Origin of the sequence: Psychrobacillus sp. FSL K6-1464, from assembly GCF_038003145.1 — a bacterium.
GTDB lineage: Bacteria > Bacillota > Bacilli > Bacillales_A > Planococcaceae > Psychrobacillus > Psychrobacillus psychrotolerans.
This window is the reverse complement of sequence record NZ_JBBOOP010000001.1, coordinates 763,465-777,233: the sequence shown is the minus strand read 5'-3', so window position 1 is coordinate 777,233 and position 13,769 is coordinate 763,465. Positions and strand designations below refer to the sequence as shown.

At 35.6% G+C, this 13,769-nt stretch carries 12 protein-coding genes and 1 riboswitch; of the genes, 3 read left to right on the top strand and 9 right to left on the bottom strand.

Going from position 1 to position 13,769, the window contains the following annotated elements:
• Window positions 1-213: 213 nt before the first annotated feature.
• The 3 genes from MKX39_RS03770 to MKX39_RS03760 form a co-directional block, all read right to left on the bottom strand.
• Window positions 214-1,314, bottom strand: coding sequence for an NAD/NADP octopine/nopaline dehydrogenase family protein (locus MKX39_RS03770; RefSeq protein WP_340768374.1), 1,101 nt, complete (start codon window positions 1,312-1,314; stop codon window positions 214-216).
• Between the two features lie 157 nt (window positions 1,315-1,471).
• The gene (locus MKX39_RS03765) at window positions 1,472-2,902 is read right to left on the bottom strand and encodes a sodium:solute symporter family protein (RefSeq protein WP_340768373.1); all 1,431 of its coding nucleotides are present in this window, start codon (window positions 2,900-2,902) and stop codon (window positions 1,472-1,474) included.
• Window positions 2,903-3,038: 136 nt separating this feature from the next.
• Window positions 3,039-4,253: a CdaR family transcriptional regulator gene (locus tag MKX39_RS03760; RefSeq protein WP_340768372.1), complete on the bottom strand. Its 1,215-nt coding sequence runs from the start codon at window positions 4,251-4,253 to the stop codon at window positions 3,039-3,041.
• 379 nt (window positions 4,254-4,632) lie between these two features.
• Here MKX39_RS03760 and MKX39_RS03755 point away from each other — a divergent pair, with 379 nt between their 5' ends.
• From MKX39_RS03755 to MKX39_RS03745, 3 genes are all read left to right on the top strand, one after another.
• Window positions 4,633-4,926 carry a helix-turn-helix domain-containing protein gene (locus MKX39_RS03755; protein ID WP_340768371.1) on the top strand — a complete coding sequence of 98 codons (294 nt, stop codon included), beginning with the start codon at window positions 4,633-4,635 and terminating at the stop codon, window positions 4,924-4,926.
• 45 nt (window positions 4,927-4,971) lie between these two features.
• Window positions 4,972-5,433 (top strand): hypothetical protein, encoded by a 462-nt coding sequence (locus tag MKX39_RS03750; protein ID WP_340768370.1) that lies wholly within the window; start codon window positions 4,972-4,974, stop codon window positions 5,431-5,433.
• A gap of 556 nt (window positions 5,434-5,989) precedes the next feature.
• Window positions 5,990-7,546, top strand: coding sequence for an S-layer homology domain-containing protein (locus tag MKX39_RS03745; protein WP_340768369.1), 1,557 nt, complete (start codon window positions 5,990-5,992; stop codon window positions 7,544-7,546).
• A gap of 109 nt (window positions 7,547-7,655) precedes the next feature.
• Here MKX39_RS03745 and MKX39_RS03740 read toward each other — a convergent pair whose 3' ends face one another.
• The 6 genes from MKX39_RS03740 to MKX39_RS03715 all read right to left on the bottom strand — a co-directional run bounded on the left by MKX39_RS03740 (window position 7,656) and on the right by MKX39_RS03715 (window position 13,286).
• On the bottom strand, window positions 7,656-8,321 hold the full coding sequence (locus MKX39_RS03740; protein ID WP_340768368.1) for an S-layer homology domain-containing protein: 666 nt from the start codon (window positions 8,319-8,321) through the stop codon (window positions 7,656-7,658).
• A 139-nt stretch (window positions 8,322-8,460) separates the two neighbouring features.
• Window positions 8,461-8,850: a hypothetical protein gene (locus MKX39_RS03735; RefSeq protein WP_340768366.1), complete on the bottom strand. Its 390-nt coding sequence runs from the start codon at window positions 8,848-8,850 to the stop codon at window positions 8,461-8,463.
• A gap of 459 nt (window positions 8,851-9,309) precedes the next feature.
• Window positions 9,310-10,518: an S-layer homology domain-containing protein gene (locus tag MKX39_RS03730; protein ID WP_340768365.1), complete on the bottom strand. Its 1,209-nt coding sequence runs from the start codon at window positions 10,516-10,518 to the stop codon at window positions 9,310-9,312.
• A 95-nt stretch (window positions 10,519-10,613) separates the two neighbouring features.
• Entirely contained in the window at window positions 10,614-11,258 is a 645-nt protein-coding gene (locus MKX39_RS03725) for a response regulator transcription factor (protein ID WP_340768364.1), read from the bottom strand.
• On the bottom strand, window positions 11,258-12,754 hold the full coding sequence (locus MKX39_RS03720; RefSeq protein ID WP_340768362.1) for a sensor histidine kinase: 1,497 nt from the start codon (window positions 12,752-12,754) through the stop codon (window positions 11,258-11,260). Before MKX39_RS03720 ends, MKX39_RS03725 begins: the two co-directional genes overlap by 1 nt.
• A gap of 169 nt (window positions 12,755-12,923) precedes the next feature.
• Complete coding sequence (locus MKX39_RS03715; RefSeq protein ID WP_340768361.1) at window positions 12,924-13,286, bottom strand: DUF5305 family protein; 363 nt, start codon at window positions 13,284-13,286, stop codon at window positions 12,924-12,926.
• A riboswitch (cyclic di-GMP riboswitch) is annotated at window positions 13,259-13,342 on the bottom strand. It overlaps the preceding gene by 28 nt.
• Window positions 13,343-13,769: the final 427 nt, after the last annotated feature.

The following is a 13,769-nucleotide window of genomic DNA, read 5'->3' as shown; positions in this document are numbered from 1 at the left end:
AAAGCATGTCTATAACTCAATAGGTCGGTTTTAATTATAATGATTTAGGTATTTTTTTCTTTTCAACATCCTTAATGTTCCTCTGCCGGTACGGAAACACTGTAATTGAATCTCATAAAAATCCCTGAAAACTTTACTAATAGTAAGTTTTCAGGGATTTTATTGATGTGCTTATTTTAACTTTTACCTCGCATGCTAATGTTTGTTAATCACTTACACAACCACTTTACGCTTTCCTGTTCGGATAAATTCTATAATTTCTTCGCTACTAAGCTCGCTGATACCTAGTTCTTTGATTGTTCTTTCATCTGATTGAAGGGATTCCCCTACAAGAATTTCTCCTAAAGTGATTAATGAATCCATGACTGGTGTTTCTAAGCCAATATGACTTGCGATAGATGCAAATGTTCGTAATCCAAAAGGAATATCTTCAGATAAGTAACGTGAATTTAAAGAAGTGGGTCCTTTAATCGGTGTCAAACTTTGGCTGCCGTTTAATACCTCCCAGGTAGTGCCTTTCGGGCCATACCCTGAAGTATGTAGAAGCTCCGCAATCGTCATCAGATTCAAACCGAACTGTTGACCTATATTTAATCTTTCCTCATCCAGTTGTTCCATAACTCGAATAACCGATGGAGTCATTCCTTCTTCATAAATATAAAATTCTCCATTGGAACGCTCAATGCGACCGGCATTTAAAATCGTTCCTGGAGGATGGTCAATTGGATTCATACTACTTAGCCCTGCCTCAAGGATATTACTTACAGGTACGATATTCAAGATATCATTGAGTAACGCAACCGCCCAATCCGTATGGATAGACGGAAACACCCCAATTTGGACTTTAATCTTTACATTAACTCGAACTCTTCCAGCACCCTCTAGTCTTGTTGCGTATGGAAGGGTATCTGACTCCGCTAACACCACGTCGCTATTTACCCCTAAATCTCCCCAAATCTTTGCGAATTCTAACGATCCAAGCGTCCCGGGTAAAAGAACGACTAATTGGTCTGCTTTCACTTTATTTGCTAAAAGCTTTGCATAATCTCTATGTGCAAAAGCAGGGACAGCGATAAGGATAATCTCTGCACCGTCTAATGCCTGGTCAATATCATTTGTTACCATAGCTATTTCTGCAGTTCCATTTAAGACATCACCAAGACATTCAATGCGTTTCGATTCAAAAACGCCTTTCATTGCGTAACTGAATTTTTCCATTTCAAATAAATGAACTGTATGTCCTGCCAAACTTAAATCTGCGGCTAACGTATGCCCACCATTTCCTCCACCTAAAACTGCTACCGTTCTTTTCATACTATTCCTCCTTCTACATTTTCTATCTAACGATTCTTCTATTACTCCCCACACTTGCTATTTCTTAATGACATCATTTATATATTGTTTTGTGCATACGTAACCCGTAATAAGGGTAACTATTATCAGTAAAACTGGGATGAAGTAGAGTAAAAAACTATACAATATCATTCATGAGCATCCCCTTATCTACTGTATTTGTTAAATCTACTACATTATTGTTTTTTGTTAATAGATAAATGGTCATATAGGTAATGATATTCGCTATAAATCCAGGGAGAACCCCCGATAAACCAAAAGGTTCTTGTAAGGGAAAAGTCCAAATTAGAGTGATAGCCATTCCTACAATGATTGAATATATACCAGCTTTTGGATTATGAATTTTCCGCATAATTCCCATCACCAACGGGAATACAATGGTCGGTGCCCAAAGATAATAAGAATATTCCAATGCCGCTATGATACTCGGGACATTTAAAGCAAAAATCAAAGCAGCAATGCCGACAATTATGGTCAATACTCTTCCTGTAAATAATTCGTGTTTATCTGATTGTTTTTTTCTCGTAATAAAAGGATAGATATCGCGCATAAAAGAAACGGTCGTTGAGTTTAAAAACGAACTTGCCGTAGACATAATGACGGCCATTAATGCAGCTATCGCTAGTCCCAGAACACCAACTGGTAAAAGTTCTTTTACAATAGTTGGCAAAGCCTGGTCTGATTGAATCCCAGGGAATAATACAAAAGCGATTAAGCCTAAAGACGCTGTGATGAAGAAGAATCCAAAGGAAAAGAAACCAGAGATTATATACCCTTTTCTAGCTGTTTTAGAATCTTTAGCTGAAAAAACTCGTTGTGTATACGGTGGAATCAGAGCTTCCCCTAAAAGAAAAGTAACGAATAACCCAATAAACGTAGCTATCTCCCAATTTCCGAACAACGTAAAATGTAGATCAGGGATATTTGCAACTAATATATCCGTTCCTCCCACCGAAAACAGCCCGATGATTAGTGTAAGCGGTAATATGACACCCAGCAGGATAAATTGAAGATTATCCGTATGTATAACTGCCATTATTCCGCCAAAAGCCGTGTAGACAATGACAGATCCCATACCGATGAGAATACCTACAACGGGTGGAATACCTAAAATCACATTAAACATTGTACCTAACGCTAACGCTTGCCCACCTAAAATTCCCGTACATAATCCTACCGAGAGAATTCCCGTTATTAATTTCGCTGACTTCCCGTAGTGCCTTTCCATAATATCTCCTACGGTTTGTGCTCCTTTATAAGCTTTTAACCGGGGAGCAATAAAATAACCAACTAAAATGCTAGCAATCCCATAGGCAAAAAAGGCAAACATAAAGACATATCCATCGTTATAAACATTTCCCGCCATACCAGTCGAGGCTCCTCCTCCTAATACGGAAGCCGACAAACTTGCAAAAAGTACGGTCCATGTAACTTTCTCTCCTGCAACATTATAGTCTTTTACATTTTTTATACGCCTGCTTGTTTGATATCCAATCAAACCAATCAAGGCAAAATAACCAATAACAATCAACCAATCTAAAATTTCCAAATACAACCACCACCATTTTTAATTTTCTGAATTTTGTTTATATAAATATCTTATATTGTAAAGTGGTTATATGCATTATGTTTAGAGACTAAATATTCCATTAAAAAACATTGTTTTTTTGTGCGCAGAGCACATTCTAAATTTCTTCCATTTCAGAATCGTTGATTTGTGTTATCTTCAAGGCTATATAAAATGGCAGTACTTTTCTGAAATCCCTTAGATTAGCTCCTGTTATCTGTTCGATTTTAGTCAATCGATAGAAAAGAGTATTACGGTGGATATTCAATTTTTCTGCAGAATTAATTGGACTTAAGCTGGATTCACACCATACTAGAATAGTACGAGATAGTTCATCATAATCTGGAGATTTCTTCAACTCGATAAGCGTTTCATCTATGAAACGACGAGCATTGTTTTCGTGAATATAAGATAATAATTCTTCCAAGATAAAATCCTTTATATTAAAAACCTCAGGAGAATTATCCACTTTTTTACCAATACGAATTGCTCTCCAAGCGGCATGATATGATGCATTTATACCGTTTAAATCATACCCGATTGTGCCAATACCAATGGATGCGTAAACCTCTAACTCTTTTAAACCTAAGATGAGTCCATTACACTTATTTTTTACATTTGTATAAACTTCACTTTCATTAATTTTATTATCTAATATATGGAGAACAACGTATTTGTCTGATCCCAAGGAAATTGTAATATCTTCACTACTAGAAAAAACTTTTTTTACTCTAGGCTCTATCTTTAAAAAGTCTAAATGTAACTCTGGTGACCCCATTTTTAACAACTGTTGATGGTTTTCATTTGGCATATGGTTGAATTGAGTAAAATCAATAACAATGGCGATGCGTGTTCGCTTCAAGTCATATCCCAATTCTCTACCTCGAGCTTGTAATAACATTTCATCATTATGTATGGAATTAAATATAGAAATTTCCTGAACTAGACTCTGCAGTGCTCTCTCACGCAAGAGAGAAGACTTATTAGAGATTTCTTCTCGTAATAGTATTTCCGCGTATTTTTTTGCTAACATCCCAAACTTTTCTACTTCAGAAGGTTCCCCTGTAATCCCAACCGTTCCCACATAGTCCCCAAACAATTCAATCGGTATGGTCATTCCTGCTTTAACGCCCTTCATCTTCCTTGATACAGTTTCACTATGAGTCATTTCTTTTCGGCGGAAAATAGCACCGAGAGAAGCTTGGTGTAATGTACCTATCCTTGTGAGATCACTTGAACCAAGAACAATTCCGTGTTGATCAGTAATTAGTACATCATGACCAATAACCTGACTTGTCGTATTGGCAATCTCTTGAGCTAACTTTTCTAACATAATATCCCCCACCCTACTCCTTATTAAAGAGCATCCTTTTGTAATTATTGTTCCTATAGCACCTGTTGCAAAAATAGTTGTCGCTCTTTAAGGAATAATAATCTAATTAAACATCCCTACCTGAGGTAGCGTCTTATTTACAACATTAAACTAACCAAGAACTAAGTGGACCATTAAAGTGCAATTAAATGTCTTGATTCCTTTAATAAATTAATGAAATATTACGTAAATTCATTATACAGGAATGGTGCTAAATTATAATCGGTATGATAAGTAGGGGCGCGATTTTCTTTCTGCTTTATGTATCCTTTCTTCCAAAATACTTCTATTTAGCTAATGACGTGCGACTTATCATTGTTTAAATGGGAGGAAAGAACAGATGACTAATTATCTTACGGACTATCAATCCTTTAAAACAGTTGAAGAAATGGATATGCATGTGGAGAAACATATTCTTGCGCATTACGGGGAGATGAATCAGACCGACCGCGTATTGCTCTCTCTGGTAGCACAATATGGATGTAAGTTTCCTGGTGCTGCTCATTTAAAAGTGTCGACGATTTGTCATGCTACGAATAAATCAGAGGCGACTGTTAGAAGATCTTTACGTAAGTTAGAAAAGCTATTGATCATCAAAAAGGTACCTACCATTCGCAGAGTTTCTAAAGGCTAAGGTGCCAATATTTTAGTCATTTTACCTTCCTATGACCAGTCGAGTTTGACAGCTCGTGGGGAGCAGGAAAACCTTGTCATACAAAGGGCTACGGTTATCATTTCGGAAAAAGAAACCGATATCTCTTTAATCTCTAAAAAAGAATTATTACATAATACGTATTCTACAGAAAACGTCTGCTCTGTAAATCCTGTGTATAACTTTCATGAAAATAAAAAGCCTACGTTCTATCAGCACTTCAAATCTACAGTTTTTGCTATGCTGGGAGTCGATCAACAACTAGTAAGCCGTTTGTACGGAGTTTATCGAAGTCTTACCTACCGTAGCATTCAGCTACTCCCTAAAGAGCAAAAGTTTTACGAAGATGTTGGTTACCAAGCACTGACTATTGTTTTACATGCTACGCAAAAGAAAAAAATCTATAATCTCTCGGGTTACTTTGTTGGGGTTTTTGAAGAATTATGCAAACAAAAATTATTTGAGTTCTTTCAGGAACATGAGGAATGAGTAACATTTGCTGCTACTTTTCGTTTTGTTTTTGTTCTCTTTTTTTGTCCCTGTGTAAGAAACAATTATGAAAAGTATTTGATTTATGTGGGTTTGCATGAACATATGTGTATTGCATAATAACTGTACATTGAAATGCAAAATGACGAAGCAGAGAATTGCATAGAAAAACACATAGTATTTAGAGTAAGATTTCACATGGGAGGTGGGTATGATAACTAAGTCTCGTAAGTACCCACTATTAATCCCACGGCGAACTTTTCACTCTTTGAATATGTAGTAACTCTATAGCTCCTCGGTCGTTTCCAGCGTCCCTGCGTCAGACTCAATTGCCCCCAAAATTGTGGATGACACAGGGACGCTGTCTTACAGGGATGCTTTTTTATCCCTAAATCTATTGGACATGTTTATTGAGTTTCTAACATATACATGAAATGATTAATATTTATCTATCTTCTTCCATTAATAATGTTATAGGAAGTGCACATCATTAGTCTTAATAAAATCTTCAACTAATAAACTGCAATTATCAAAATAATGATTAAAGGGGCTCATTATGAAAAAAATTCTATGTTTGATTTTCTTATCGATTTTTTGTTTACCTGGAATAGCAAATGCCGCATTTACTGATGTGAAGGAGTACAAAGAGGAAATTCAGTTTTTAGTTGATGAAGGGATTGTACAAGAACAAGGGAAATTTAGACCAAATGACCAAATTACGAGATTGGAAGCCGTTTCTATGTTAATACGCTCGCTTGAAGTCGATTATACAAATATAAAAAATCCTAATTTTTCGGATGTAGGGGAAAGTGATGTCGGTTATGCATATATTGCGAGTGCACTTGAGTTGGGGATTATTAGTGGAAAGACGGATAAAAACGGGAATGCTATTTTTGAGTCAAATGCAGTTCTGACACGCGCTCAAATGGCTAAAATAATAGTCAATGCATTTTCTCTAAAGAAGCAATATAACAAAACATTTAGAGATGTTCCAGTTACTAACCCCCAAGCTGCTTTTATATCTATTTTAGCGTCAAATAATATTACAACAGGTTACAATGACGGATCATTTAAACCCAACATTCCATTAACACGCATTCACTTTGCGGTATTTCTTGCAAGAGTATTAGAACCGTCCTATCAAATGGATAATTCTTTGCCAGAAATACCATTGTCTATAGGATTTGACGCTCAAAAGCAAGAGTTTCTAATAGCAGCTTTATCAATAAGCGGTAATGTTATTAAATGGAATTCTGGAATTGAGACAGGAGTAGATCGTTATATAAAAACGTATACTCAATTGTCGAAAAATGTGAAGGAATTGGAAAATGGATATATTCTGAAGAAAGATGGTACTGTATGGGAAATAAATGATGAATATACTGGGGCTAAACAGATTAAGTCCTTGAGCAACATTGAAACCATTGCATCTGGTGGGACATTTGTTGCCGCTTTGACGAAATCCGGTGAGTTATATATTTATGATAGAAATGACTTTCTGAAGCTTGGTACAAATGAAGATTTTCCGATAAAGAAACTTACACCCTCTAATGTAAAACAAATTGAGGCAGGCTCCAAAGTACTGTTTGTGTTACAAAAAGATGGATCCGTGCAAAGTATAGGACAACTAAACCAATGGGCAGATCAGCAAGATGAACTTGTGAAATTACCATTTGCACAAGTTGTAACACAAATTGCAGTTAATGATGATGATATGTATGCCTTCCTAACTGAAGACAATGACGTATTTGTTTCTAATAACAGGTTAATTATCGACGGTGACTTTCTAGCAATGAAAACAAATATTGGTTTCATGCGAGTATCGTCTATTTCTAATGTACAACATATTTATAGTTCTGGACCAAGTTTTCTTTTTAACACTAAAGAAGATAAGTACTTTCAACTGTCCGATGGAACACACCTTACAGAAGATGGGCCTGAAGTTTACAAACGAACGAAGCCAACTAATGCAATAGCAGTTGGAAATCCGGAATCAATGACTAATGGCGGGGAACTTTTTTGGTTATTAAGTGATGGTCGCCTTTATGTAGATTTAGATTCCCAATATATAGAGAATTATTATATTCCTAAATTAAAAAACATATTAAACTAAAGATAAATTAATATAACCTTGTAAAGATAATTCTTTGCAAGGCTTTTTCCTCTTCTATTCAATAACTGCGAGAGTTAAGAATGTTTGAGAACCTGGTACCTATCAAGATTTAATAAACACCAATAACAGTTACTGGTTCTGCAGCTGTTTCCGCGCGTACGACGAACGATGCCATCTGACCACGTTTCACATTATCATATGGCGAAAAAGTAGTTGCAGTTGTCCCCGTTGTAATTTCATTGTCCAATAGAGTTTGAAGGTATCCATTGTACCAGTCATTTGCTTTCACATCTTTGAACTTGGTTTCCGTTAGCATTCCTTCTTTAAATCCGAATGCTAATGTAATAATTTTCGTCATTTGACTACGCGTTAGCTTTTCACCCGGACCATATGTACCATCTTTTTTTCCTGACAAAATACCTTCAGCTACAAGCGCAGCAATTGGACCATAGTATTCATTATCCGTTTTAATATCTTCAAAGCCTGGATTCACAACATTTTTAGTATCTAAGTCTAATGTTAAAGCAATAATCTTTGCGGCTTGTCCACGAGTAACCGTAGCCTCCGGTTTAAATGTACCATCTGTAAATCCTTTAATAACACCTCGGGCCGATAAATCCATTACACTATTATAATGTATATGAGTCGAATTTAAATCTGAGAAACCTGCAGCTTCCGTATTATATGGAGCTACAGTTATCATTGCTCCTACGGCAATTGATGAAGCTAATGCTAATTTGAATAATTTTTGGTATGATTTTTTGATATTCTTCATGTGAATTCCTCCTTATTTATTATGATAAATTAATAATATGTTCTATTGGGACAACTATATCAGACTAATAGATAATTCTAAAAGAAAATATTTTAAATATAGTATTTTTGTCCATTCGTCACTGCTGCTTCCAGTAGCGCTATTGGTTCTCCTTCGAATTCAGCCGGCACATAGAGATACAGTTCATATGTTCCTTCTGAAGAGTATTGTTTTCTTTCGTAAGAATGCTAAATGGATCAGGGTTTTTCGCATCTGCAGTTTCTAATCCAATCGCAATATCGTATCTTTCTTCAGGTATTGCGTTAAGTACAAACTCCGTATTCTTTATGCTTACTCCAGTTGCTCCATTTTGGGCGTATACTCCGTATGCACTTCTGTTTTCACTATGTGCGGAAATCTTTCCTCCATCAAAGTCCAGAGATGCTCCTGTCTGTACAGTGATACCTACTGAATTTGCATCAGGTATTGACTGGGTATTATTTAATTCTATATCAAGATTTTTTGCCGTCAACTTACCGTTTGATACCATGAAGACATAGCTCTCGTTGTCTGTTGCTTCTGAAACATTTCTTGTGATCTTGTGATTGTTACCATGAATTATTACATCTCTTGTTACATCTAGTTAAAAGTCTATTTCAAACATTTTTTGTAATATTATAGTAATTAAAGTGGTATTTTATACATAATTAAAATATTTACAAGTAATTATTAGTGCCTAAATAAAGATTTATTCGATTTTAAAAAGAGTCATCTGGGACTGATCAGATAACTCTTTACCTATTGCGTTAGTGTATAGGGTTACTTGGGTAAGTGTTCAGACCTAGCGACGCGATTACCTGAATTTCTTTGGAAAATTACTTACAAACATGAGTTTCTCGCGGAGTAGGAAGTTCTACATCATAGTTAAAACACTCCTTCCATCCCATAAGGACAAAAAGAGTGTTATTTTCTTATCCTAGATCACCCATTAAGTAGACTAGAATGATTGCTATTCATAAGGGAATTCTTTCGAAGAGGTCATTGACTTTCCAAAATACCCCATTAACCCTTCATTCTTCGAAAAATAGTAGGTTACTACTCCAAAAAACGGGTCATTTGTTGTCTGTTCAATTACAATTAGGTTATGAAATTCCTTATCACCAATGTCTTTCGTACCATTGATAGAAATGACCTTATTAGTAATTGTTTCTTCTCTTTCTTTCATAAGGATTTCCTTACTATCTATCCATTCACCATTTCCGTCATAAATCGCTTCATTGTAAGTATACTCCTTATATAAATGTCGAGAGCTAGTTTTGTCACCTACAGTTACTGGGTATTTTACCGTAACTTTAGGCGTCCAATGTGAGTCAAACGTAAACTGGGTTTTATCTTCACTATATGTGTGATTACTATCAGCATATTCATTTTCATCTGTTAAATGTAATGAATAAGTACCACTAGTTTTACTGCCTGTATAACTAGCTTTGTTAAAATAATCACCACTATAGCCTTCCGTTGAAGTATTGAAATAACTTAAATCTACTGGATTTTTATAATTTTTTGGAACTAGGCCTTGATAGAATCCTATCCCCACTTGTGGTTTGTTTACTGCGGTCGGACGCATCTCTGGATTAATTGAGCGTGCTAAAAATACCGAAAAATGTGCACGTGTTAATGTATTCTTTGGTTTGAATGATCCATCATCATAACCTGTTGTGATATTATTAGCTGCTAATTTTACAATATATTCATATCCCCAATAATCTTTTGATACATCAGAAAAAGTACCAGAATATGTTCCTGTTAGGTTGAATGCATTTGCCAAAGCACGCGCCATTCCTTCACGTGTGATAGGAGAGTTGGGAGAAAATTTAGTTCCTTTTGGAAAGATTCCATTTGCTGTAGCAATGGCAATTTCTTTATAGCTTGAATCTGTTGTTGGTACATCTTTAAAACCAGGATTCACTGTATCTTCATTTTCGAGCTTCAACGCTCTTACTAACATAACTGCAGCCTGTCGATTAGTCACCAGATTGGAAGGTTTAAATGTACTATCGCTATATCCGTTAATAATATTCAAACTAGATAAGTATGATATTTCTTTTTGATATGCATGTGTAGAAGGTATATCGCTATAACTAGCAGCATTCACTGTAGGTAAGGCAAGTATAAGAGAAAGAATTAATGCACTTATAAAAGTCACGATTTTTTTCATATTTTTTCCGCCTATTCTATTGTTATTGTATTTTAACTATTAAACCCTCTTAGAACTCTACTTATTAGATCAATATGCCACCCCCACTAATTCTATTAAGAATTCACAACGTATTTGACGAGGCCAGTGGCGTTGGCGTATAAGGCTGCTTGAGTTCTATCTGCAAGACCTAGCTTCGCAAATACTTGGCTGACGTGTTTTTTCACTGTGAATTCGGTTATATAAAGAGTCTTGGAGATTTCTTTGTTAGAATGTCCCTTGCCTAGCTCGATTAATATCTCTTTCTCTTTAGGAGTTAGTTGTTCAATATGACCATCTTCATCCAAGGGAACTGGAGCTTTCATGAGTAGATCTAAAACATTAGGATCATAGTATTTACGACCCTTTCCAATCATTTGAAGTGCATGTAGAAGCTCTTCGGGTAGGGCTTCTTTTAATAAATAACCAACCACCCCAATTTCCTTTGCTCTTTTAAAGTCTTCCTCATTCGTGGAAGAAGTAAGTATGACAAACTTGCTGGTAATACCTACACGCATGGCCTCTATTATTAGTTCAATTCCGGATTCCTCACCTAATCGGAGGTCTACGATTGCTATGTCTGGTTTTACTGCATTCAATAGTTCCATCGCTTCTCTTCTATTAGTAGCTTCTCCAATTACATCCATAGATTCGTTTAAGGAAAATAATGAATTCAAGCCTCTTCGAATTAATGGATGATCGTCAATTATTACTACCCTCATTATCCCAACACCTCTTGTTTTTTCTGCTTTTTAACTTGTGGTATATCAATTTGAATAGTAGTTCCCATTTTATAAGGTGCACCTATCTGAAATGTGCCCCCCATAGAATAGACAATTTCTTGCATATTAGGTAGCCCAATCCCTTGTCCTTCCATACATCCCATCTTCGTCTGAATACCTATTCCATTATCTTTAATGACTAGATAAATTTTATCTTCTTCTAAAGCTAGTGTTATTTCGATTACTGTACACCTACCATGTCTTACCGCATTTCCACACGCTTCACATATGATTCGATATAGACCGTTTTTGTTATTTGTAGAAATGGACGATTCTTCACCAGTAAGATCATAGACAATACGAATGTCATTTAGCTTTGCATATTCCACCAAATAATTTTCAATAAGCGTAAGAAACGGCTTTTCACCCTTCTTAGCCGTACTTAACTGATAAATAGAAGCCCGTAGTTCCTTCATTGTCGTATTAGCTGTCTGTGACAAAAACTCAAATTCCTTTTCAAGTTCACTAATTTCAATATTCCGACTTTTAACTTGTAGACTATGCAATGAATAGACGATCCCAAACAATTTCTGTGATATACTATCATGTATTTCATTTGCAATCCGATTTCGTTCTTCGGTAATTTTCATATGAACCATCATACGATCCATATGAATTCTTTCCAGCAGCAATTCACTAAGCTCTGCGAGAAACTCGAATGTACGGTGAAGTAATAGAGTATTTCTTATCTCTGTATTAGTAGACATGTTTACACCAATTACTCCTATATACTCCGTTGTCCTAATAACCTTCATCCAATACTGTTCATTCTGATAAATATGTGTAAAGGCGTTCTTTTGTTGCCTTATATACTCCCAGTCTCTTGTTAAATCCATATCTAGATTTCTATTAGTTGTCTCATTCGAAGTATAGTTTTTTTGAGAGGTATAATCCTTTATCCAAAAGAAGGCCATATCCTTTTGCATGCATTTCATCAATGCTAGCGTCATGGTCTCTGTTAGCTTTTTTGGACTAATATTGGAAGAGTGGGATTCCAACAAGTGATATAAGGACATAATTTGCTTTAATGTCTCCTCGTATATCTCATTCATATTTGCTAGCTTATTATTTGCCTGGTGTAGCTCTTCTATGTGTTCCCTTAATTCTTTTGTTAATCTAGAAAACAAACCTATTAGCATCGTTATTAATATAAAGCCGAGATAGATATAGGATTTTCCTTCTAGAAGCATGAATATATTATTTTTCTGTTGTGCAATATATGTTGCACTTACTAGACAAAATGTTAATATTCCCCAACAAAATAGCGGGGTTAAAAGGATTGCTGCAACAAGTATCGGATTCAATGCATACCAGCTAAATGGACTGTAAACGCCACCAGTAAATATGAGCAACAAAGTCATACCAAACGTTTCAATTAAAACAATTGTTTTTACTATATTTGTATTCTCCCGATATCTCCGTTGTAATCCCGTCAATATCCATGCTGCAATACATAGAGACCCAACAGCACCAACTTTAAAAATGAGTGAGGGTTGAGATCCAGATAAATAGAGAAATGAAGTCAAAATAAGTGAAACGTATCGATAGAGAAATAATAAGTTCAAATTACTAGAAAGATACTTTTTAATAAAAGTTTCAATCGGATTAACTCTCCGCATACACGTTACGAAAAGCTGAAACATTTGTAGTAGTATTTCGAACTAGCTCTCTACCTGCCGACTCATAGCTATATACATAATTGCCTTCTACTATAAAAAAAATGGGACGACCTTCATCCGGATTCTTGTTTAAAAATATCGGAAGCTTTTTTTCATCAGCCAGTTGGAGAATCGACTTAAATGAATTTAAATTAATAATTGACCTGTTGGAGCCAGTCATTTTCTGTGTCACTGTAATAATTCGTTTACCATACTCTTTGCTAATCCTAAACCCCTCCCCTCTAATAATAAAAGCCCAATTAAATTGAGCAATAAGCTCACATCTAATCAGGCCGGTTGCACCAATCACTCCATACGTCCTAGGTGCCCAGATACAGAACGCACTTCACAGTTTCCAAATTTTTATCTTTTATATAGTTCAGTATAACCAGTTTATTTAGAATATAACGTTACTTTGTGCGGTTATGGAGGTTCTTTTTTTGTCGTAAAACCAAAGGCATTGTCTCCCTTTGTATTTATATTAGATTCCATTAACTATATAACTCTTTATATTGTGCCGGTTGTTCTCTATTTAAAGACTAACTTTCTTTCATTTGATGAATAAGCTCTCTCGGTAGATTGATACTCGCTGAACAGAGATATTTACTTGTAGAACGGAAGTTTGTACTATTTTAAGCTGGTGAAAAAGGACTTCAATATGCTATTACGATACTCGCTATCCATGGGAGTTTAATGGGGTTCACTGATGGTACTTGGGGCTCTTCTTGAGTTACTTTCAGTAAATGAAAATATACTGGCGGAGCAGGGATTTTGCGGTTTTCATAATAGAACA

What these genes read in the sequence shown, in the direction of transcription:
- MKX39_RS03740 (WP_340768368.1), bottom strand. Translation starts at nt 8,321, where the DNA reads ATGAAGAATATCAAAAAATCATACCAAAAATTATTCAAATTAGCATTA.
- MKX39_RS03730 (WP_340768365.1), bottom strand. Translation starts at nt 10,518, where the DNA reads ATGAAAAAAATCGTGACTTTTATAAGTGCATTAATTCTTTCTCTTATA.
- MKX39_RS03725 (WP_340768364.1), bottom strand. Translation starts at nt 11,258, where the DNA reads ATGAGGGTAGTAATAATTGACGATCATCCATTAATTCGAAGAGGCTTG.
- MKX39_RS03755 (WP_340768371.1), top strand. Translation starts at nt 4,633, where the DNA reads ATGACTAATTATCTTACGGACTATCAATCCTTTAAAACAGTTGAAGAA.
- MKX39_RS03735 (WP_340768366.1), bottom strand. Translation starts at nt 8,850, where the DNA reads ATGGTATCAAACGGTAAGTTGACGGCAAAAAATCTTGATATAGAATTA.
- MKX39_RS03745 (WP_340768369.1), top strand. Translation starts at nt 5,990, where the DNA reads ATGAAAAAAATTCTATGTTTGATTTTCTTATCGATTTTTTGTTTACCT.
- MKX39_RS03760 (WP_340768372.1), bottom strand. Translation starts at nt 4,253, where the DNA reads ATGTTAGAAAAGTTAGCTCAAGAGATTGCCAATACGACAAGTCAGGTT.
- MKX39_RS03770 (WP_340768374.1), bottom strand. Translation starts at nt 1,314, where the DNA reads ATGAAAAGAACGGTAGCAGTTTTAGGTGGAGGAAATGGTGGGCATACG.